The 21,340-nt window shown below is 60.4% G+C and carries 18 protein-coding genes; 8 read left to right on the top strand and 10 right to left on the bottom strand.

Annotated features, from left to right (window positions below):
• Positions 1-2: 2 nt before the first annotated feature.
• The 5 genes from JFT63_RS17655 (at position 3) to JFT63_RS17635 (ending at position 7,097) form a co-directional block, all read left to right on the top strand.
• Complete coding sequence (locus JFT63_RS17655) at positions 3-716, top strand: DUF3108 domain-containing protein (RefSeq protein ID WP_032880017.1); 714 nt, start codon at positions 3-5, stop codon at positions 714-716.
• 748 nt (positions 717-1,464) lie between these two features.
• Positions 1,465-1,653 carry a hypothetical protein gene (locus tag JFT63_RS17650; protein WP_003193064.1) on the top strand — a complete coding sequence of 63 codons (189 nt, stop codon included), beginning with the start codon at positions 1,465-1,467 and terminating at the stop codon, positions 1,651-1,653.
• A 185-nt stretch (positions 1,654-1,838) separates the two neighbouring features.
• Positions 1,839-3,764, top strand: a complete 1,926-nt coding sequence (locus JFT63_RS17645) for an IucA/IucC family protein (protein WP_198844389.1) — start codon at positions 1,839-1,841, stop codon at positions 3,762-3,764.
• The gene (locus tag JFT63_RS17640; protein ID WP_198844388.1) at positions 3,754-4,980 is read left to right on the top strand and encodes an MFS transporter; all 1,227 of its coding nucleotides are present in this window, start codon (positions 3,754-3,756) and stop codon (positions 4,978-4,980) included. Before JFT63_RS17645 ends, JFT63_RS17640 begins: the two co-directional genes overlap by 11 nt.
• The gene (locus JFT63_RS17635) at positions 4,977-7,097 is read left to right on the top strand and encodes a TonB-dependent receptor (protein ID WP_198844387.1); all 2,121 of its coding nucleotides are present in this window, start codon (positions 4,977-4,979) and stop codon (positions 7,095-7,097) included. The genes JFT63_RS17640 and JFT63_RS17635 overlap by 4 nt, the downstream gene beginning before the upstream one ends.
• 60 nt (positions 7,098-7,157) lie before the next feature.
• On the opposite strand, the gene JFT63_RS17630 is transcribed toward JFT63_RS17635, so the two are convergent.
• The 7 genes from JFT63_RS17630 to JFT63_RS17600 form a co-directional block, all read right to left on the bottom strand.
• Positions 7,158-7,703, bottom strand: a complete 546-nt coding sequence (locus tag JFT63_RS17630) for a DUF2058 domain-containing protein (protein ID WP_014719402.1) — start codon at positions 7,701-7,703, stop codon at positions 7,158-7,160.
• Positions 7,704-7,728: 25 nt separating this feature from the next.
• A complete protein-coding gene (mazG, locus tag JFT63_RS17625) occupies positions 7,729-8,562 on the bottom strand; it encodes a nucleoside triphosphate pyrophosphohydrolase (RefSeq protein WP_032880011.1) in 834 nt (277 codons plus the stop codon).
• Positions 8,563-8,715: 153 nt separating this feature from the next.
• The gene (relA, locus tag JFT63_RS17620) at positions 8,716-10,959 is read right to left on the bottom strand and encodes a GTP diphosphokinase (protein ID WP_057700960.1); all 2,244 of its coding nucleotides are present in this window, start codon (positions 10,957-10,959) and stop codon (positions 8,716-8,718) included.
• Positions 10,960-11,080: 121 nt separating this feature from the next.
• Positions 11,081-12,433, bottom strand: a complete 1,353-nt coding sequence (gene rlmD, locus JFT63_RS17615) for a 23S rRNA (uracil(1939)-C(5))-methyltransferase RlmD (protein ID WP_057700961.1) — start codon at positions 12,431-12,433, stop codon at positions 11,081-11,083.
• Positions 12,433-13,335 carry a cysteine synthase CysM gene (gene cysM, locus JFT63_RS17610; protein ID WP_003193080.1) on the bottom strand — a complete coding sequence of 301 codons (903 nt, stop codon included), beginning with the start codon at positions 13,333-13,335 and terminating at the stop codon, positions 12,433-12,435. Before cysM ends, rlmD begins: the two co-directional genes overlap by 1 nt.
• A gap of 705 nt (positions 13,336-14,040) precedes the next feature.
• Positions 14,041-14,646, bottom strand: coding sequence for a tRNA-uridine aminocarboxypropyltransferase (locus JFT63_RS17605; protein ID WP_198844386.1), 606 nt, complete (start codon positions 14,644-14,646; stop codon positions 14,041-14,043).
• Between the two features lie 6 nt (positions 14,647-14,652).
• Positions 14,653-15,546 carry a LysR family transcriptional regulator gene (locus JFT63_RS17600; protein WP_005790200.1) on the bottom strand — a complete coding sequence of 298 codons (894 nt, stop codon included), beginning with the start codon at positions 15,544-15,546 and terminating at the stop codon, positions 14,653-14,655.
• 252 nt (positions 15,547-15,798) lie between these two features.
• Here JFT63_RS17600 and speB point away from each other — a divergent pair, with 252 nt between their 5' ends.
• Together speB and JFT63_RS17590 are read left to right on the top strand one after the other, a co-directional pair.
• Positions 15,799-16,749: an agmatinase gene (gene speB / locus JFT63_RS17595; protein ID WP_032880005.1), complete on the top strand. Its 951-nt coding sequence runs from the start codon at positions 15,799-15,801 to the stop codon at positions 16,747-16,749.
• A gap of 131 nt (positions 16,750-16,880) precedes the next feature.
• On the top strand, positions 16,881-18,263 hold the full coding sequence (locus JFT63_RS17590; protein WP_198706436.1) for a sodium:solute symporter: 1,383 nt from the start codon (positions 16,881-16,883) through the stop codon (positions 18,261-18,263).
• A gap of 186 nt (positions 18,264-18,449) precedes the next feature.
• Here the strand turns inward: JFT63_RS17590 and JFT63_RS29900 are convergent, their stop codons facing one another.
• Positions 18,450-18,572 (bottom strand): PA1414 family protein, encoded by a 123-nt coding sequence (locus tag JFT63_RS29900; protein ID WP_003193089.1) that lies wholly within the window; start codon positions 18,570-18,572, stop codon positions 18,450-18,452.
• A 142-nt stretch (positions 18,573-18,714) separates the two neighbouring features.
• Complete coding sequence (gene ptrR / locus JFT63_RS17585) at positions 18,715-19,608, bottom strand: putrescine utilization regulator PtrR (RefSeq protein WP_186558397.1); 894 nt, start codon at positions 19,606-19,608, stop codon at positions 18,715-18,717.
• A gap of 104 nt (positions 19,609-19,712) precedes the next feature.
• On the opposite strand from ptrR, the gene JFT63_RS17580 reads away from it, so the two are divergent.
• The gene (locus tag JFT63_RS17580) at positions 19,713-20,891 is read left to right on the top strand and encodes an MFS transporter (protein ID WP_198844385.1); all 1,179 of its coding nucleotides are present in this window, start codon (positions 19,713-19,715) and stop codon (positions 20,889-20,891) included.
• Here the strand turns inward: JFT63_RS17580 and JFT63_RS17575 are convergent.
• Entirely contained in the window at positions 20,835-21,233 is a 399-nt protein-coding gene (locus JFT63_RS17575) for a DUF2177 family protein (protein WP_186558392.1), read from the bottom strand. The genes JFT63_RS17580 and JFT63_RS17575 overlap by 57 nt on opposite strands.
• Positions 21,234-21,340 lie beyond the last annotated feature (107 nt).

The following is a 21,340-nucleotide window of genomic DNA, read 5'->3' as shown; positions in this document are numbered from 1 at the left end:
TTATGCGTCGCGCCCTGCTCTTCGCTTTTGCGCTGTTCGCTTTGCCTGCCGTACAAGCGGCAGACCTTCATCCCTTCTCCGTCAGCTACACCGCCGACTGGAAGCAACTGCCCATGAGTGGTTCGGCTGAACGCAGCCTGACCAAAAACGGCGACGGCACCTGGACCTTGAACTTCAAGGCCTCAATGATGATTGCCAGCCTGACAGAAACCAGCGTGATCCTGTTCGACAAGGACACCCTGCAACCCAAGAGCTACAGCTTCGAGCGCGGCGGCTTGGGCAAGGCGAAGAAGATCAACCTGGACTTCGACCAGGCGAACAAGAAAATCACCGGTTTTGAAAACAAGGATCCGGTTAACGTCACCCTCGAAAGCGGCATGCTCGACAAGTCCACCTATCAGCTCGCCCTGCAGCGCGACGTGGCTGCCGGCAAAAAAAGCATGAGCTACCGAGTGGCCGAAGGCACTGATGTCGACACCTATGACTTCCGCGTAATTGGCCCGGAAAAGGTCCAGACCAAGGTAGGCTCCATCGACGCGATCAAGGTTGAACGCGTACGTGATCCGTCCCAAAGCAAGCGCATCACGCAGATGTGGTTTGCCAAGGACCAGGGCGGCATTCTGGTTGCCCTGCGTCAGGTTGAGACCGACGGCAAGGAATACAACATCATGCTGCAGGATGGCACCGTTGACGGTAAGGCCGTCAAAGGCAGCTGATTGCTGATGCACCGGAAAAGAGCCTCGCTGAATGCGGGGCTTTTTTTTGCCTGGCATTTTTAGGGCGAGCCACTACCGCTATCGCAGCATAGGTATCTACACAACTTTTGGGCTGTAGCAGCAGACGGTAACCACGATGCGAAGCGAGCCGCTCTTGATCTTGCTCTTGATCTCAGGCGCCCCGTTAAACCACGCTGGCCGAACGCAGGCTTGAATTCGTGGGTAACCCGGCAGGACGCCGGGTTAGCCGCCCCGCGCCATGGATGGCGCGTGGCGGCGGCCCACGGATTCAAGCCTGTGTTCGGGCACACCGAGCCTAAGCGAGGTGCCGAGTGGTGGGGCAAGAGCGTTTTGCTTACTTTTGCGCTTTTCAAAAGTGAGCCGCCGTCAGGCGGAACCCTAAGTGGCCGTTACCGCAGGAATGGATATGTACTCGGTATAACAGTGTCGCCTGTCAGGCCGCCTTCGCAGGCAAGCCAGCTCCCACAGGGGAATGCATTTCAAGGTGGGAGCTGGCTTGCCTGCGATGGCGGTGCCGAGGTCAACCTGGCCGCCCCGAACATGAAACTTTTGTCATAAAGCCTCTGCCATGGCGACGCAATGCCTCGGTTTACGCGGCCTCCAGCATTGTTGCGCTTCCTGCAATGAATTATTGCGCGCAAAATCAGTTTACTTAGCAAGCTAACAAATCATATAACAAAGGCCTGCGACGACTTGCCGCAGACCCACCAGAGATTGGAGCAAGCAGATGACTGTAAAAGTAACTGAACGCGACGATGAACATATGTCCCACGAGGCGGTAGGCCACGGGATTCACATCTGGGATGTCCATCAGCAAGACGTATTGGTCGGCATGTTCCACAACGAGAGCGATGCCCATAATTATAAAAACGAGCTCGAAACTCTCGAATTGCAACGCCAGGCGAAAAGCTCCTGAAGCGCTGAAATCAGCTCGACGCCCGGCCCACGCAGCCGGACCGTCTACAAGAAACCGCGCTTTTGGAGCGCGGTTTTTTTTCAAGAATTCGATATGAATTTATGTAACAAAAGCACACAAAAATAATGATTCTCGATACCATTCGTGCACCTTTCATTCAGGCTCACGATTAGGGAATCCATTTGATGCACGGAAATAGCACGCAGCCAGACATCTCGTTGCTGGAACGCTGGAGCGAGGCACTTGCCACCGCGCAATTTCAAGCCAGTCACATCAGCCTTGACGCCCTGATCAATACGCTGGCACCCGCCGCCGAACGTAGCTTTCAACGCCTGATCCAGGCATTGTTTCGTGAAAGCCTGCTCGACCCCAACACCCTCACTTATGACGAACACGGACATTGCTCACTGACATTGCCTTGCCGGGCCCAACTACGTTTTGAACATTTGCGCCCTGGCCGCATGGCAAGCTGGGACCTGCGTGGCGAAGTCGTTCTGTTGCGCGAAGGCCAGACCGACCAGAAGATCCAATTCCCATCACAGTTGTTGACGCTGCTTAACGCCAGCCTCACCTCACCGGCAGACCTGGAAGTGCTCAACCGCCTCAACGTCGAGATCGACGACAGCTTCATCAACGACACCTTGTGCCTCGCCTTCCATGAGCAATGGACGCTCAAGCTGCATGCGTCCATGGACCCGGTGCATCAAGGCAACTTGCTGAGTCATCTCAAGAACAGTTCAGGCGCTACCAACCCGACATCCGTGCTTGAGCAGTGGGGAACATTGGGTCACCCGTGGCACCCCAATTACAAGACCAAGCTGGGCCTGAATACCGAGCAGGTCATCAATTATTCGCCGGAATTCGAAGCACGCTTCCCGGTACTGCTGTGCGCACTGCATCGCCAATTTGCCCATGTCGAAACGTTGGCCGGGACTGCAGATTACTGGCAGTGGTGGAGCAAGCACTTTCCACAGGCGGCGCAGCAACTAACCGCGACACTTCACGCACAGGGCCTTGAGGCTGGCGATTATCTGCCGTTGCCTTCCCATCCCTGGCAGGCACGCCAGGAGCTGCCTCAGCTGTTCGCCGATGCAATCGGCGACAAGCTGCTGGTGCTGACCGATATCGTCGCGTTTACCGCCCACCCCACCATGTCCTTCAGGACCGTATTGCCTGAAGGCCGCTGCGATGCGCCCATGGTCAAACTGCCCGTGTCGCTGCGCCTGACCAGCGTGCAGCGCACCGTCTCACCGCGTTCGGCACGCATGGGCCCACGGATCAGCCACCTGCTGCTGACCATCCTGGAGCGCGAGCCTGCGATTGGGAAAATCCTCAGCATCGTTCCCGAGCGTATCGGTGTGCATTTCAAGCCAATACCGGCCAATGACGAGCACTCCCGCCACCTGGCGGTGCTCTATCGCGACAATCCCCACAGCCAACTTAAGCCCGGGGAAATGGCCGTGCCGGTGGGCAGCCTGTTTGCCATTGATCAACACGGCCAGCCGCTGCTGCGCCAATGGGTGCGCCTGAGCCAAGGCCAGGATGACGCGGCGGCTATGCTCGCGTTTTTCCATGATTACGCGGCGATCAGTGTGCCGGCACTGCTGGGCATGTATTTGCGCTACGGCGTTGCGTTCGAGGCCCATCAGCAGAACTCCTTTATGGTCATGGCCGCAGACGGGCAATTGAGCCGCCTGCTGTTGCGCGATTTCGGCGATATCCGTATCGACCGCAAAACCTTGCATGCCCACGGCCTGGACATTGAACTGCACGACCCGAAGATGACGCTGTACGACGACGCAGGCTTTGTACGGGACAAGCTGCTGCACACCGTATTCATGTGCCACCTGGGGGAGCTGATCCTGCTCGCTGCGCGCCACTTCGACATCCCCCAGGCGCTGCTCTGGAATGAGCTGTCGGCACAAGTCAGCCAGTGTTTCGACGACCTGCGCGCTCAGGTTGAACCGCAACGCTGGGCAGCCGAGCGCGAAGCACTGCTGGAGCAACCGTGGCCGGCCAAATCGTTCATGCGTATGCGCCTGCTGGAGAGTCATGCCGATATCGTCGGGCGCCTGCCCAACCCGTTGAGTGCGGCCGCCAATGCCGACTAACAACACAGCGCTGCGGCTGCTGGTGGTGATTCAGTTGGTGTCGATGGGGGCGATGGAGATGAGCGGACCGTTTTGGCCGCTGCAAATCCAGAAGCTGTTGGGCGTCGCCAATGCCCAGTACACCGGCCTGCTGTCTTCGCTGGTGTATGCCGGGCCGATGATGGCAGCGATGATCCTCACACCCATGTGGGGGAAACTGGGCGACCGTACCGGCCACAAGCCCATGATCATCCGTGCATTGCTGGCACTGGCGGTGTGCCAGGCGCTGGCTGCGATAACGCCTGATCCGTGGTGGCTGGTGGTCATCCGCGTGGTGCAAGGTGCGTTGGCCGGCTTCATTGCAGCTGCCCAAGCCTACGCACTGGCCTGCTGCGGCGAGGGTGGGCGCGGTCACATTCTTGCGCGGCTGCAATCAGCCACCGCCGTAGGCTCCCTGGCCGGGCCGATATTGGGCGGCTGGCTGATGGACATATCCGGTTTCGCATTGCTGTGCTACAGCGCCACCGCCGTCTGCCTGTTGTGCGCGATAATCAGCACGTTCTTGCCCAGCGATTCACCACGCTCCAGACCCGCTCGGCCGTCGAAGCCTGTCGCACTGCCCAAAGGCTGGCTTGGCGCGATGTTGGGAATCATCGTATTGATCCAGGCAGCCAGGATGATGCCGCAACCGTTTTACGCTTTATATGTTGCCGAGGTTTTGCAGGCGCCCGCGTGGCTGATCGGCGCCAGCTATGGCGCCAGCGCCTTGACCCTGGCACTGTCTGCGCCGTTATGGGGCCGCCTGTTCGATCGACATCAGCCAGCGCATACGCTGCGCATCATCGAATGGGTCACCTGGGCCTGCGCCCTCACGCTGGCCTGCACGGCGCTGGCCAGTGAATGGTTGGGGTTCATCGCCAGCCGGTTGCTGTGGGGCGTGTGGCAGGGAGCTTTGCTGCCCGTGGCCTACACACTGATCGCCAATACCGTCGCGTCCAGCCAGCAGGGTTTTGCCCTGGGCATGGGTAACAGCGCCGCCAAAGCAGGTGCGCTGTGCGGTGCCTTGATAGGCGGTATCGGCATGGGGTGGGTGGGCCTGGCGCACAGCTTCTGGCTGGTCGCACTGACCTATGCATTGGCCGCCGTGAGTATCCGCGCTATCCGTTCATATACGCGAGCGCCTGAGACACCCGATTTTTCTGTCAATACTTCTAATAACTCTGAGACAAACCCATGAACAAATCGCAATTGGCCGTTCTGCTGCCGCTTCTCGGCTCGATGAGTGCGCCCGCCTGGGCCGAACAGACAGAGCCGACGCAAGCAGCGCCAACCAGCCTGCAGCTGCAAGCGACCGTGGTGTCGGCCACGCGTAATGAAACCAGCATCGCGCAGATCCCAGGTTCCGTGCAGGTCATCAACGAAGAGCAGATCCGCCAGCAAACCGGCGCAGGGCGTCGGGTCGCGGATATCCTCGGCCAACTGGTGCCTGGCATTGCGCCGTCCAGCGGCGGCATGAGCAACTTCGGCCAGACGCTTCGCGGGCGTAATACCCTGATCCTGATCGATGGCGTTTCGCAAAACGCCACGCGTGATAACTTCCGCCAGCTCAACAGCGTGGCACCGGAGAGCATCGAGCGCATCGAAGTGATCTCCGGCGCCAGCAGCGTCTACGGCGCAGGTGCATCGGGCGGCATCATCAACATCATCACCAAACGCAACAACGGTGAAGACCTGGCCTTCAGTAGCAAGATCGGCATGACCACCGGCAACAACTTCAGCCACAAGGGGTTCGCTTACCAGGCGTTCCAAAGCGCCACCGGGCGCAAGGGCCCGCTGGACTGGTATCTGTCGGGCAACACCGTGCAGCGCAACGACCAGTTCGACGGTAACGGCAAGCGCATTCCCCAGGATACGTCCCAGGGCAGCAACATGGACACCGACACCTACGACCTGCAAGGTCGCTTCGGCTACGAGCTTGATGATGACAAGAAGATCAGCCTGTCGCTGCAAGACTACAAAGACGAACAAGACACCCGCTACACCAAGAACCCTCGCATCACCAGCGACGCAGTCGCCGTAAAAGGCCTGGACCTGAACGATCAACCCTACACCCACAACCAGGCGGTCAACCTCAACTACGCCGACAAGGACTTCTACGGCCAGGGCCTGCAGGTCGAAAGCTACTGGCGGCGGGCCGATGCACTGTTCTTCCCGGACCTGTCCCGAGGCCGGGCAGGCGTGTCCGACAACAACAGCGTGCAGGATGTCTATGGCCTGCGTGCGGCGATCGATACGCAGATGCCGGACATCGGCCCGGCAACCGGCAACCTGGTGTGGGGGGCTGACTATGATCATGAAACCTCACGCCAGCGCGGCGACCAATATCGGGTCAATGGCCTGAACTACAGCAAAACCGGGACCACCTTCGAACTGGGCCCGGACATCGAGACCACCACCAAAGCCATCTTTGGTCAGCTGTCCTACGACATCAATGACTGGACCTTACGCGGTGGTGTACGTCGCGAGTGGATTGAGAGCGAGGTCTCCGACAGCATCGCCTACGGCGAAATCGTCCAGACCGGCAACCGCGCCACACTGCCCGGCGGCACGCTCAAATACGATGACACGCTGTATAACCTTGGGGCGGTGTATCACCTGACCGAAAACCAGGACGTGTTCGTCAACTTCAGCCAGGGCTTTTCCCTGCCGGATATCCAGCGCTTCCTGCGTGACGTGAACAGCAAATACGATATTCAGGACCTCAATGCCCAGGCCCTGAAAGTCGACAGCTATGAGCTGGGCTGGCGTGGCGACTGGGACAAGTGGCAGGCCAGTGTCACCGCGTATGAAAACACCTCGGACGTCACGCAGTTCTACGATGCCAACGACCGTGTATTGCGTCTGATCAACCAGAAAGAACGCGTGCGCGGTGCCGAAACCAGCCTGACCTACAACGTCAACGACCAATGGTCCGTCGGCGGTACTTACGCTTACGCCAAGGGCGAGACCCAGCAGAACGGCAAATGGATCGACCTGCCCGCCACGCGCATCTCCCCCGCCAAGACCACCGCCTTTGTGGGCTATCAGCGTGACGACTACAGCCTGCGCTTGCAGGGAATGCGCCTGGCCGATTATGACGCTGCGGCCAAGGACAACAACGGTCGCGATATCCAGGGCTACACCCTGGTTGATCTGCTGGGCTCGGTACGGCTACCGGTAGGTCGTCTTGAAGGTGCGGTGTACAACCTCACCAACCGCAACTACCAGAACATGTTCGCCCAGGCCAACGCCCGCGCACCGTACCCGAATGCCGAAGGTCGTACCTTCAGCCTGAGTTACGCAGTGGATTGGTAACAGGCTGCACGCTTAAAACACAAACCCCGCCTTTTGGCGGGGTTTGTCGTTTCTAACGGCTTACCACATCAGATCATCAGGGATCTGGTAGGCGGCGTACGGATCGTCCTCATCCGGCACCTGGCTTTCGGTGAGGATGTTGAGCTGCACGATGCGCTCCGGTGCGCGCTCCTGAATCTTCAGCGCCGCCTCCCGCGGGATCACCTCATAACCACCACCGTGGTGCACGATGGCCAGGGAGCCGTTGCTCAGCTTGTTACGCATCAAGGTGTTGACCGACAGGCGCTTGACCTTCTTGTCATCGACGAAGTTGTAGTAGTCCTCGGTGGTCAGCTTGGGCAGACGCGAGGTTTCGATCAGTTGCTTGACCTGGGCGGTACGCGCCTTGGCCTCGGCTTTTTCCTGCTGCTGGCGGTTGAGTTCCTGGTCACGCTTGACCTTCTCGGCGTGTGCCTCAGCGGCCAGGCGTGCCTGGGTATCATCGACTTCGGCCTGGCCCTTGTGGACCAGACGCTGCTGCTTCTGCTTCTCTTTGCCGACCTGTTTGGCCTGCTTTTGGTTGACCAGACCTGCTTTGAGCAACTGGTCGCGAAGGGAAAGGCTCATGGTGCTTACTCACTTAGGCAGCTGCTCAACCGCAGCTGGACACATTCTTTTCCTGGCGTTTGGCTTCGCCCCACAGGGCGTCCAACTCTTCGAGGGTGCAATCTTCTATGGGTTGGTGCGTATCGCGCAATGCCTGTTCGATAAATCGGAAACGGCGTTCGAACTTGGCATTGGCACCGCGCAGTGCAGTTTCCGGGTCAACCTTGAGGTGACGAGCCAGGTTGACGGCGGCAAACAGCAGGTCACCGACTTCATCGGCAATGGCCTGCGGATCGTTATCGGCCATGGCTTCGAGCACTTCATCCAACTCTTCACGCACGTTGTCCACCACCGGCAAGGCGGCCGGCCAGTCGAAACCGACCTGGCTGGCGCGCTTTTGCAATTTGGCCGCGCGGGACAACGAGGGTAAGGCGGTGGGCACATCATCGAGTAGGGAGAGTTGCTCGGGAGCGTCGGACTTTTCTGCGCGCTCCTCAGCTTTGATCTGCTCCCAGCGCTCCTTGACCTGTTCTTCGCTCAACTGCGGGATATCCAGCGGTGCATACAGGTCGCCGGTGGGAAACACATGGGGATGGCGCCGAATCAGCTTGCGCGTGATGCTGTCGATCACCCCGGCAAATTCAAAGCGCCCTTCTTCCCGCGCCAGTTGGCTGTAATACACCACCTGGAACAGCAGGTCGCCCAGCTCGCCTTGCAGATGGTCAAAGTCGCCGCGCTCGATGGCGTCGGCCACTTCATAGGCCTCCTCCAGCGTGTGCGGGACGATGGTCGCGTAGGTTTGCTTGATGTCCCACGGGCAGCCGTACTGCGGGTCGCGCAGGCGGTTCATCAGGTGCAGCAGGTCTTCGAGTGAATACATCGTATCTCTTTCCGCTGAAAATCCAATGTGGGAGCTGGCTTGCCTGCGATGCTTGCGACTCGGTGCTTCAGTTAGACCGAGGTGATGCTATCGCAGGCAAGCCAGCTCCCACAGAAAACAACTCCACATGTCAGTCGGCTGTCATCCTGCTAATCACGGGGTGCGGTTACGCCGGGTCTCGATGATGTTCGGCAACTGGGATATCCGCCCCAGCAAGCGCCCCAGCGCATCCAGCCCCGGAATCTCGATGGTCAGGGACATCAACGCCGTGTTGTCCTCTTTGTTCGATCGGGTATTGACCGCCAGCACGTTGATCCGCTCGTTGAGCAGCACTTGCGAGACGTCACGCAGCAGGCCTGAACGGTCGTAGGCACGGATGATGATGTCCACCGGATACGTGAGCACCGGCACCGGCCCCCAGCTGACCTGGATGATCCGCTCCGGCTCGCGCCCGCCCAGTTGCAGCACCGAGGCGCAGTCCTGGCGGTGAATGCTCACGCCGCGGCCCTGGGTGATATAGCCGACGATGGCGTCGCCCGGCAACGGCTGGCAGCAGCCGGCCATTTGCGTCATCAGGTTGCCCACGCCCTGGATCTGGATATCGCCGCGCTTGCCCGGTTTGTAGCCGGTGGCTTTGCGCGGGATCAGCTCCAGCTGTTCGTTGCCGCGCTCCGGCTCGACCAGTTGCTGGGCCAGGTTGACCAGTTGCGCCAGGCGCAGGTCACCGGCACCAAGGGCGGCGAACATGTCTTCGGCGATCTTCATGTTGGCTTTTTCGGCCAGCTTGTCGAAATCCACCTGAGGCAGGCCCAGGCGCGCCAGTTCGCGTTCGAGCAGGGTCTTGCCGGCGGCAACGTTCTGGTCGCGCGCCTGCAGCTTGAACCAGTGGACGATCTTCGCACGCGCCCGCGAAGTGGTGATGTAGCCCAGATTCGGGTTCAGCCAGTCGCGGCTCGGCGTGCCGTGCTTGCTGGTGATGATCTCGACCTGTTCACCGGTTTGCAGGCTGTAGTTGAGCGGCACGATACGCCCGTTGATCTTGGCGCCGCGGCAGTTATGCCCGATTTCGGTGTGCACGCGGTAGGCAAAGTCCAGCGGCGTGGCGCCTTTGGGCAAGTCGATGGCGTGGCCGTCAGGCGTGAAGATATAGACCCGGTCCGGCTCGATATCCACCCGCAGTTGCTCGGCCAGGCCGCCGATGTCGCCGAGTTCTTCGTGCCATTCCAGCACTTGGCGCAACCAGGAGATCTTCTCTTCGTACTGGTTGGACCCGGCCTTGACGTCGGTGCCCTTGTAGCGCCAGTGCGCACACACCCCCAGCTCGGCTTCTTCGTGCATGGCGTGGGTGCGGATCTGCACTTCCAGCACCTTGCCTTCAGGGCCGATTACCGCCGTGTGCAGCGAGCGATAGCCGTTTTCCTTGGGGTTGGCGATGTAGTCGTCGAATTCCTTGGGAATGTGCCGCCACAGGGTGTGGACGATACCCAGCGCGGTGTAGCAGTCGCGCATTTCCGGCACCAGCACGCGCACCGCACGCACGTCGTAGATCTGGCTGAAGGCCAGGCCCTTGCGCTGCATTTTGCGCCAGATCGAATAGATGTGCTTGGCGCGGCCGCTGATGTCGGCGTCCACGCCGGTCGCTTGCAGTTCGGAACGCAACTGGCCCATCACGTCGCTGATAAAGCGCTCGCGATCCAGGCGCCGCTCATGCAGCAACGTGGCGATCTGTTTGTATTGGTCCGGTTCCAGGTAGCGGAAGGACAAATCCTCCAGCTCCCACTTGATGTGGCCGATCCCCAGGCGGTGGGCCAACGGCGCGTAAATGTCGAAAACTTCGCGGGCGACGCGGTTACGCTTTTCGTCGTCGGCGGTCTTCACCGCACGGATCGCGCAGGTACGCTCGGCCAGCTTGATCAGGGCAACGCGCACGTCGTCGACCATCGCCACCAGCATCTTGCGCAGGTTTTCCACCTGGCCCTGGGTGCCCAGCACCATGGACTGGCGCGGGCTGAGGCTGGCGCTGATGGCGGCCATGCGCAGCACGCCGTCGATCAGCTTGGCCACCACCGAACCGAAACGCTGACCAACGGTGGCCAACGCAATATGCCCTTCGCGCACGCCGCGATAGAGCACGGCGGCGATCAGCGAATCCTGGTCCAGTTTGAGATCGGCAAGGATCTCGGCGATTTCCAACCCGGTGCGAAAGCTTGAAGTGCCTTCGGCCCACAGGTTCTTGGCCGCATTGTCTTGCTGCTCAGACTCACGAGCGAACTCGCAGGCTGCTTTCAAGGCTTCACGGTCCAGTGCCGGGTCGACACTGACGGCATGATCCAGCCATGCCTCCAGATTGATACTGCCGTCGGTGTTGATCGGCTGGTGTGCTCTCACCTGTACCATCTTGCTTACCTTCCCTACGACGCACCTTCGATGCGCCAAAATCATCGCCGACTTTTACTGCGAGCTCCGTAGCAGTACCAAGGCCTTGGAGAACGCAGGCCAGTCGGATTAAACGGGCATCCTAGCCCGCTTCAAATAACGCCATGGCCTCGACATGCGCAGTCTGCGGAAACATGTCGAGGATCCCGGCACGCTTTAGCCGGTAGCCTTGCTTGACCAACTCAACCGTGTCCCGCGCCAGCGTAGCTGGGTTACAGGACACATACACCAGGCGCTTGGCCCCAAGGGTAGCGAGCTTGCGCACAACCTCTTGGGCACCATCGCGGGGTGGGTCCAAGAGTACCGCAGAAAAGCCCTGTTTGGCCCATTGCGCGTCAGTCAAAGGCGCAGACAGATCGGCCTGAAAGAACTGCACGTTAGACAAATGGTTGCTAGCAGCATTGAGCGCTGCACGGTCCACCATGGTCTGCACCCCTTCTACAGCCACCACTTCACGCACCTGGCGCGCCAGTGGCAAGGCGAAGTTGCCCAGCCCGCAAAACAGGTCCAGTACCCGTTCGTCGGCTTGTGGCGCCAGCCATTCGAGTGCCTGGGCAACCATCGCCTGATTGACCCCGGCGTTGACCTGCACAAAATCTCCCGGCCGGTAAGCCAGCTCCAGATCCCAGGCATCCAGGCGAAAGCCCAGGGCCTGATCGGGCTCGACAGGTTCCGGCTGGCCCTCGCCATGCAGCCACAATTGGGCTTCATGGAAGGTGCAAAATTCTTTCAGGATCAGCAAATCTGCTTCGGACAGCGGTGCCATATGCCGCAGCAACACGGCGATGGACGAACCACTGAACAGCTCCACATGCCCCAGCGCCTGCGGTTTGCTCAGGCGACGCAGCATATTCGGCAAGCGCTGCATGATAGGTTGCAAGGCTTGTACCAGCACCGGGCAGTCATCGATGGCGACAATGTCCTGGCTGGCCACGGCGCGAAAACCCACTTCGAGCTTTTTCGCCTTGGCATCCCAGCGTACGGCCACACGGGCGCGACGCCGGTACCCGAACTCCGGCCCGCTCAACGGCGGCGCCCACTCTTGCGGTTCGACACCTGCCACCCGCGACAGTTGCTCGGCGAGCATGCGCTGTTTCAGGGCAAGTTGCTGGTCATGAGGCAGATGCTGCACGCTGCAGCCGCCACAGCGGCCCACATGAGCGCAGGGCGCAGGGCGCCGCAGCTCACTGGCCTGGAACACCCGCTCGGTGCGGGCCTCGACCACTTTGCCGTGGGTACCCAACACCCGTGCTTCCACTTCTTCGCCGGCCAGCGCGCCATTCACAAACCAGGTGCGGCCTTCAAAGAACACAATGCCACGGCCATCATTGGCCAGGCGCTCAATGGTCAGGCGTTGTTTCTTGCCCACCGGGATCTGCGGGGCCCGGCTGCCGCCCGTTGGCTGGAAGCGCAAGCCTCTTTCGTGCTTGGCCATCAGTTGGGTTCGTCGAAAATGCCGGTCGACAGGTAGCGGTCGCCTCGGTCACAGATGATCGCGACGATCACCGCGTTTTCCACTTCTTTGGACAAGCGCAACATACCGGCCACGGCGCCGCCGGAGGACACGCCGCAAAAGATGCCCTCTTCACGGGCCAGGCGGCGGGTCGTGTCTTCGGCTTCGCGCTGGGCCATGTCGATGATGCGGTCTACCCGCGTCGCGTTGTAGATCTTCGGCAGGTACTCTTCGGGCCAGCGGCGGATACCAGGAATGGCCGCACCTTCCATCGGTTGCAGGCCGACGATCTGGATCGCCGGGTTCTGCTCCTTGAGGTAGCGCGAATTGCCCATGATGGTGCCGGTGGTGCCCATGGAACTGACAAAATGAGTAATGGTGCCCTGGGTCTGGCGCCAGATTTCCGGGCCGGTGCTGGTGTAGTGCGCCTCGGGGTTGTCACCGTTGGCGAACTGATCGAGCACCACACCACGGCCTTCGGCGGCCATACGTTCGGCGAGGTCCCGGGCTCCTTCCATGCCCTCCTCCTGAGTGACCAGGATCAACTGGGCACCATAGGCAGTCATCGCCGCCTTGCGCTCGGCGCTGCCGTTGTCGGGCATGATCAGCACCATCTTGTAACCCTTGATCGCCGCGGCCATGGCCAGGGCGATCCCGGTGTTACCCGAAGTGGCTTCGATCAGGGTGTCGCCCGGCTTGATCTGCCCGCGCAACTCGGCGCGAGCGATCATCGACAACGCCGGGCGATCCTTGACGGAGCCGGCCGGGTTGTTGCCTTCGAGCTTGAGCAACAGGGTATTGCTGGTTTCACCCGCCATGCGTTGCAAGCGGACCAGGGGCGTGTTGCCGACGCAATCGGCGATTGTGGGGTACTGCAAGGTCATGGCGTATTCGCAATCCAGACTGCGGGGGCGGACATCATACCGGGAAAGGACTGCGGGCCATATCACGCAAAGTGTGGTGCTTATGGCTTATAGGAATAAGCCAATAATATGGCGACTGTTGCGACGCCATCGGGGGCAAGCCCCCTCCCACATTCGACCGCGTTCTCACATTGGAACTCGGTCAACTGTGGGAGGGGGTTTGCCCCCGATAAACATGGGTATCTACACAACTTTTGTAGCCACTGCCGACGCTAACCACGATGCGAAGCGAGCCGCTCTTGCTCTTGCTCTGCTTTTGATCTTGATCTTAAGCGCCCCGTTAAACCACGCTGGCCGGAATTCGCCAGGGATTTGGGGGGTAAACCGGCAGGGATGCCGGTTTAGCCGCCCCGCGCCATGGATGGCGCGTGGCGGCGGCCCCCCAAATCCATGGCGGATTACGGGCACACCGAGCCTAAGCGAGGTGCCGAGTGGTGGGGCAAGAGCCCTTTGGTTACTTTGGGGCTCTTTTCCAAAGTGACCCGCTGTAAAAGCGGAACCAATATCAGCCGTTACCTAAATAACGGATATGCACTCGATCAAAGTCCAGCATCCCGGTCGGCTCTTAGGCCGCCATCGGGGGCAAGCCCCCTCCCACAAGTCCGGCGTCGCACCAAAGAGTTGTGTAGATACCTATGCCCCGATAAGCGCGCCTCGATTAACCTGCTATTCCCGCCGCGCGTCGCCATGGTTTTTCTGAAAAACTTCTTCCCCCATCGCCGCAATCTGCCCTTCGATCAGCGCTTCAAAGGGTTTGAGCAGCGGTTCGAACGATACCGGCGCTTCCAGCACCTGCAAGGCTTGCACAATAGCTTCCACCGTCGACAGCGCTCCTGGACCAGGGGCCTTGCGCAGTCGATAACGTGAAATGCCGCCATCAGCCAGGGTCACGCGTGGCAGCGCAGCCAGCAACGGGTTGAGGTGAAGCAGCTTGCGCGCTTTGCGCCAGGTGCCATCCGGAACCACCAACAGCAGGGGCTGATCGCCGGGCATATAAGCCTGCAAAGGCTGCGCCTCATCGGCCGGAAACAACAGCCGTGCCTGATACCCAGGCGGGCTCAATAACGTCGCCAGATCATCAAACACCTCCCCTACCACCAACTGCGCATTCTTCAAGCCCAACGCCGCCAACCTCGCGGTATTGAGCGCATGGCCGACCTCGCTCGGGTGCTGCAACAGCAACACGCGGGTGCGGCTGTCGAGGGTCGGGATCAGTGCACAGAGGCAGTGGGTGGTCGGCCGCAAGCAATGCGGGCATTGGGGTCTGGACATGTTTTTTCAGGCCTGGTTGAGCTGGGTCTTGAGCAAGTCGCGGAAGGTCTGGATAAGCGGTTCACGGCTACGACCACGGCGCATGATCATCGAAAACGGCGCCTGGTAGCCGAAGGTCGCCGGCAGCAATACGCGCAGGTCACCCTTGTCGGCCCAGGCCTGGGCGTAGTGTTCGGGCAGGTAGCCGATGTAGGCACCGGACAATACCAGGATCAACTGCGCTTCCATACTTTCGACGGTCGCGGCGCTGTGCTTGAAGCCGTGGCGCGCCAGCTCGGCCTGGCTCCAGTAGCCACGCCCGACCATACGCTGCTGGGTGATGACCTGCTCGGGAATGCGCCGCTCGCTGAACAGCGGGTGCCGGTTGCTGCAATACAGCCAGTGCTGTTCGCGGTACAGCGGCATATAGATCAGGCCGCTCATGCGGTTGGAGAACGCACCGATGGCCAGGTCCAGGCGGTTATCCTGCACGCCCAGTTGCAGTTCGTAGGGGCTCATCACCGACAGGTTCAAGTGAACCGCGGGATGTTCCAGGCTGTAGGCGCCAATCACCTCAGCGAACGGCAGGGCCTTGTCGCTGACGGTGGAATCAAGTACGCCCAATTTGAGCGTGCCGCGCAACTCGCCTTTGAGCGCAGCGGCGTATTGCTCGAAGCCTTCGAGCTCGCCCAGCAGGCGCAGGGTTTCCTGATGAAACAACTCGCCCTTGCTGGTCAGGCTGAAGCCGCCGCGACCTCGATGGCACAGCACCAGGCCCAGGGCGGATTCGAGTTGGCTCATATACGTACTGATGGCCGACGTCGAAAGGTTCAGCTCGTGCTGGGCGTTGGCGAACCCCTGGTGACGCACGACGCTGACGAAGATGCGCAGGAGTTTGAGGTCGGGCAAGGCGTTGGCCATCAGGTCTCCAAATGCTTGAACTGTAGGAGCGAGCTTGCTCGCGAAAAACCTGAGGACGCCGCGAATATTCTGGATGTCCGCATTATCGTTGACGTTTTTCGCGAGCAAGCTCGCTCCTACAGGATCAGGGAGTTTACCCCGGGGTTTAGTTTAGAAAAATCTGAACTAAGTATTTGCCCCTGCCGATTCTTCCTGCCCCAGGCTTTTCGCAGAATCGGCCATCAATAAACAAAACAACGATGAGGCAATCCCGTGGACAAGATTTTCCACCAACCACTGGGCGGCAACGAAATGCCGCGCTTCGCCGGCATCGCCACCATGATGCGTCTTCCCCATCTGCAAACGGCCAAAGGCCTGGACGCCGCTTTTATCGGCGTGCCCCTGGATATCGGCACCTCGCTGCGCGCCGGCACCCGCTTCGGCCCTCGGGAAATCCGCGCCGAGTCGGTGATGATCCGCCCCTACAACATGGCCACCGGCGCTGCCCCGTTCGACTCACTGTCGGTGGCCGATATCGGCGACGTAGCGATCAACACCTTCAACCTGCTCGACGCGGTGCGCATCATCGAAGAGGCCTACGATGAAATCCTTGAGCACGACGTTATCCCCCTGACGCTGGGTGGCGACCACACCATCACCCTGCCGATCCTGCGGGCGATCCACAAGAAACACGGCAAGGTCGGGCTGGTGCACATCGATGCCCACGCCGACGTCAACGACCACATGTTCGGCGAAAAAATTGCCCACGGCACCACCTTCCGCCGCGCCGTGGAAGAAGGTTTGCTCGATTGCGATCGCGTGGTGCAGATCGGCCTGCGTGCCCAGGGCTACACCGCCGAAGACTTCAACTGGAGCCGCAAGCAAGGCTTTCGCGTGGTCCAGGCCGAAGAATGCTGGCACCACTCCCTTGCCCCGTTGATGGCACAAGTGCGAGAAAAAGTCGGCGGCGGCCCGGTGTACCTCAGCTTCGATATCGACGGCATCGACCCCGCCTGGGCGCCCGGCACCGGCACCCCGGAAATCGGTGGGCTGACCACCATCCAGGCCATCGAGATCATCCGGGGATGCCAGGGCCTGGACCTGATTGGTTGCGACCTGGTGGAAGTTTCGCCGCCTTACGACACCACCGGCAATACCTCGTTGCTCGGCGCCAACTTGCTGTACGAGATGCTCTGCGTATTGCCTGGCGTCGCGCATCGCTGATGCCTTCACACTAACAATCATGGGGATCGTACAGATCCCCGACCCAAGATGTACCTGACCTTCGCTCGCGTGTTGACCGAGCCGGCTGCCGCCTGATCGCCCATAAAAAAGATAATCGGAGAATCACCGTCATGGCTTTGGATTTATTCGTCGTACTCATCTACGCCGCCGGTATGCTCGTGCTCGGCTACTACGGTATGCGCCGCGCCAAGACCCACGAAGACTACCTGGTGGCAGGCCGTAACCTCGGCCCGTCGCTGTACATGGGCACCATGGCCGCCACAGTATTGGGCGGCGCCTCCACCGTCGGCACCGTGCGCCTGGGTTATGTGCACGGCATTTCAGGTTTCTGGCTGTGCGCCGCGCTGGGCGCCGGGATCATTGCGCTGAACCTGTTCCTGGCCAAGCCGCTGCTGAAACTGAAAATCTTCACCGTTACCCAGGTCCTGGAAAAGCGTTACAACCCCATGGCACGTCAGGCCAGCGCGGTGATCATGCTGGCCTATGCCCTGATGCTCGGCGTGACTTCGATCCTGGCCATCGCTACCGTATTGCAAGTGCTGTTCGACTTGCCGTTCTGGCTGTCGGTGCTGGTAGGCGGCGGCGTGGTGGTGGTGTATTCGACCATCGGTGGCATGTGGTCGCTGACCCTGACCGATATCGTGCAATTTGTGATCAAGACCGTCGGCCTGATCTTCATCCTGCTGCCCATCTGCCTGTACCGCGTCGGCGGCTGGGATGAACTGGTGGCCAAGCTGCCGGCGTCGAGCTTCAGCTTTACCGCGATCGGCTGGGACACGATCATCACCTACTTCTTGATCTACTTCTTCGGCATCCTGATTGGCCAGGATATCTGGCAGCGCGTGTTCACCGCTCGTGATGAAAAGGTCGCCCAGTACGCGGGTACTTTCGCCGGTTTCTACTGCATTCTCTACGGTCTGGCCTGCGCCCTGATTGGCATGGCGGCTCACGTGCTGATCCCGGACCTGGATAACGTCAACAATGCCTTTGCCGCCATCGTCAAAGTTTCGTTACCGGACGGCATTCGTGGCCTGGTGATTGCCGCGGCCCTGGCGGCAATGATGTCCACCGCCAGCGCCGCCCTGCTCGCGGCATCCACCGTGTTGACCGAAGACCTGCTGCCACGGCTGCGCGGTGGCAAGCAATCGAGCCTGGGCATCAACCGCTTGTTCACACTGCTGACCGGGGTTGCCGTACTGGGCATCGCGCTGGTGGTGAATGACGTGATCAGCGCCCTGACCCTGGCCTATAACCTTTTGGTGGGCGGTATGTTGGTACCACTGATTGGCGCGCTATTTTGGAAGCGCGCCACGACGTCGGGTGCAATTACGTCCATGACGCTGGGCTTCGTCACCGCACTGGTGTTTATGTTCAAGGATGGGTTGGACGCAAACACACCGATTTACTACAGCCTGGCGGTAGCACTGGTGAGTTTTGTACTGGTGAGCGTGTTGTCGCGCAGGCCGGATACCGTGGCGGCTCGGGCGGCTTGAGCTATTAGGATAGTTTCTTCAGCGGGTGCGACGTCGGTGTCGCGCCCGTTTTTTTGCCTTGCGCAAAATAAAAGTGGGAGCGGGCTTGCTCGCGAGAGCGGTGCGTCATTCAATCTTTTTTGGCTGATGCACCGTATTCGCGAGCAAGCCCGCTCTCCTGTTTGCCGTATTCTTTGGACCTGACGCTTAGCGGCGACGTGGCCGACGCTGCTCATCATCCGTACGGATCGGCACCGGTTGCAGCGGAGGCTCAATCAAGCCCAGTGCAACGCCCAGATCGTGGAGCCAGTTTTGGATTTTCTCTTTCATGGTTGCCCCCTTTGAGGGTAGTGCTGGTCGGCGTGAGTTTTGTCGCCGTTTCCTACAGAGATAGTAGCCCTAAGTCCTGGGTAATGCTTGAACGAAACCACAACTAACTATTACTGGATTGATCCGAATCCTGACGGATCGTTCAAGCAATGGCGCGTGTATCTGCCAGGCGTGCCGGGCTGCACTCGTGTTGCAGGTCGATCCATGCATTGAGGTTAGCGCCGAGCATACCCTTTCGCCACATCAGCCAGGTGGTCGCAGTGGCAAAAGGCCCGGTCAGCGGATGAACGGACACGCTGTCCTTGCCTGGCAGGCTGTCGAGCATCGATTGCGACATCAACGCCACCCCCGAACCGGCGATCACACACGCAAGCATCCCTTGGTAGGACTCGATCTCGATCGCCCGCCCCATGGCCACATGCTCGTGGGAAAACCAGGTTTCCAGGCGCGTACGGTAGGCGCAACTGCGTCGGAACGTGAACACCGAGCGGCCAGCAACGTCCTGGGGCCCGCGCACCGGTGGGTGATCGGCTTCACAAATCAATACCAGGCGCTCTTCGCACAGCGGTACGCCATCGAGGGTCGCGATGGTCAGCGGGCCGTCGACAAATGCTGCATCCAGCCGCCCGGTAATCAAACCTTCCAGCAACTCCCCGCTGGGCGCCGACTGCACTTGCAGGTTCACCATGGGGTAAGTCCGGTGATAGCGCGCCAGCAGCTTCGGCAGGTGAACCGCGGCGGTGCTGTACATGCTGCCCAACACAAAGTCACCGGCCGGTTGCCCGCCTTGAACGGCGCCGTGGGCTTCGTCGTGCAGCGCCAGTAGCCGGGTGCTGTAGTCCAACAGCACTTTACCCGCAGGAGAAAGCTGCAACCGCTGGCGCTCGCGCACAAATAGCTCCACCCCCAGTTGCTCCTCCATCTGTTTAAGCCGGGTCGACAGGTTCGACGGTACGCGGTGCAAACGTTCAGCAGCGCGGGTGATGGAGCCCTCCTCCGCCACGGCCTGGAAAATCCGCAATTGACTGAACTCCATACCTTTCTCCAAAACTGAACAAGTTACTCACTATTATTCAATTTTACAGAAAGTCAATCAGCCTTAGCCTACAAGCCATTCGTTTTCCTGTAGGAAACTTGAGCATGTCACCGCAGATTCGTTTACTCGCCAGCTTCATCGCCTTAATGATGGCCATGGGGATTGGCCGCTTCGCCCTTACCCCGCAAATGCCGCATTTGCTCAACGAAGGTCAGGTCGACTTGACGGGCGCCGGGCTGATCGCGGCCGCCAATTACTTGGGCTATTTTGTCGGCGCAGTGGATTCGATCTTTGCTCGCAGCCATCAACCTGTACGCGGTCGCCTTTATGGTGGGCTGTGGCTCTGCGTACTGCTAACGCTGGCGTCCTACTGGGCCCATGGGTTCTGGCCGCACTTGCTGTTGCGCTTCGCAACCGGCGTGGCCAGCGCCTGGGCCTTGGTGATGATTACCAGCCTGAGCCAGCCGCTGGCGATCGCCGCCGGGCGGCCGCGCCTGGGTGCGCTGGTATTTGCCGGGCCGGGACTGGGGATTGCGCTGACGGGCTTGCTGGCGGCGGGCTCAAACCTGTTGGGGCAAGGCTCCGCCATGCTGTGGCTGGTCTACGGCGTCGTGGCCCTGGTGATGCTGCTGGCGATCCTGCCTTTTTTGCCCAAGCCAACCCTCACGGCGCCAGCTCAAACCCGGGCAAGCAGCAACGGCAGCATCGCGCATCTGTGTTGGATCTATTTCCTGTACGGCTTGGGCTACATCATCCCGGCGACCTTTCTGGCGCAGATGGCCAGCGCACAGTTCAACGGAGCCTGGCAGGCCGATCTGTTCTGGCCCTGCTTCGGCCTGGCAGCCGCTGCGGGTGTGGCGGTGACATGCCTGCGAGGCAAGCACCCAGACACCACGCGCCGCTGGCTGATCGTAACCTTGTGGTTGCAAGCGGCCGGGGTCTTCGCCTGTCTGCTCGATAACAGTTGGGGCCTGGCCCTGGGGGTGTTGTTGTGCGGCGCGCCCTTCCTGGCCTGCATGCAACTGGTAATGGCACGCCTTCGCGAGGTTGCGCCCGAAGGCTACCAACGCAGCACGGGGCTACTGACCGCCAGCTTTGCCATCGGCCAACTGAGCGGTCCGCTGCTGGCCTCGGTGAGCAGCCACCTCAGCGGTAGTCTGCACCCGGCGTTGATCGTCGCCGGGGCCGGTTTGTTAGTGGCCGGCTCGATCTTGATCAACCGCCAACTACCGATGCACGCGCCGTGCGCAGAGGTGGCCGACGGTGCAGCACACAGCGGTTAAACAGGTGCCCCATGCCATGTCCATCACCGCGAGCTCGGCAGACCAGCCCTGAAGCGTGGCCCAGTTGCTCAAATCATAAGTGCCATAGGCCACCAGGCCCAGCAGCGCACCCAACCGCGCAGCACGTTGCCAACTGGCACTGGGCAGGACTACGAACACCACACAACCGACCACATACAGCAGATAGAACAACACCGCAGGCAACAGGCGCGGCTGATCAAGCATCAGCGGGCCGAGCAGGGATTTATAGGTGGGGCCCATGAGCACGCCAAGCCAGAGGCCGTCGAGGACCAGGAAGGCGAGCAAGGTGCCAAGGTAGGCAAAAACCGTTCTTTTCGACATGACACAACCCTGTAGGAGCGAGCTTGCTCGCGAAAAACGTACATCCGACGCTACGCAGCGCCTGGAATATTTTCGCGAGCAAGCTCGCTCCTACAGGAGAGCAGCGT

The sequence above is a fragment of the Pseudomonas sp. MF7453 genome (assembly GCF_016405455.1).
Taxonomy (GTDB): domain Bacteria; phylum Pseudomonadota; class Gammaproteobacteria; order Pseudomonadales; family Pseudomonadaceae; genus Aquipseudomonas; species Aquipseudomonas paralactis.
This window is presented reverse-complemented; position numbering and strand designations above follow the sequence as displayed.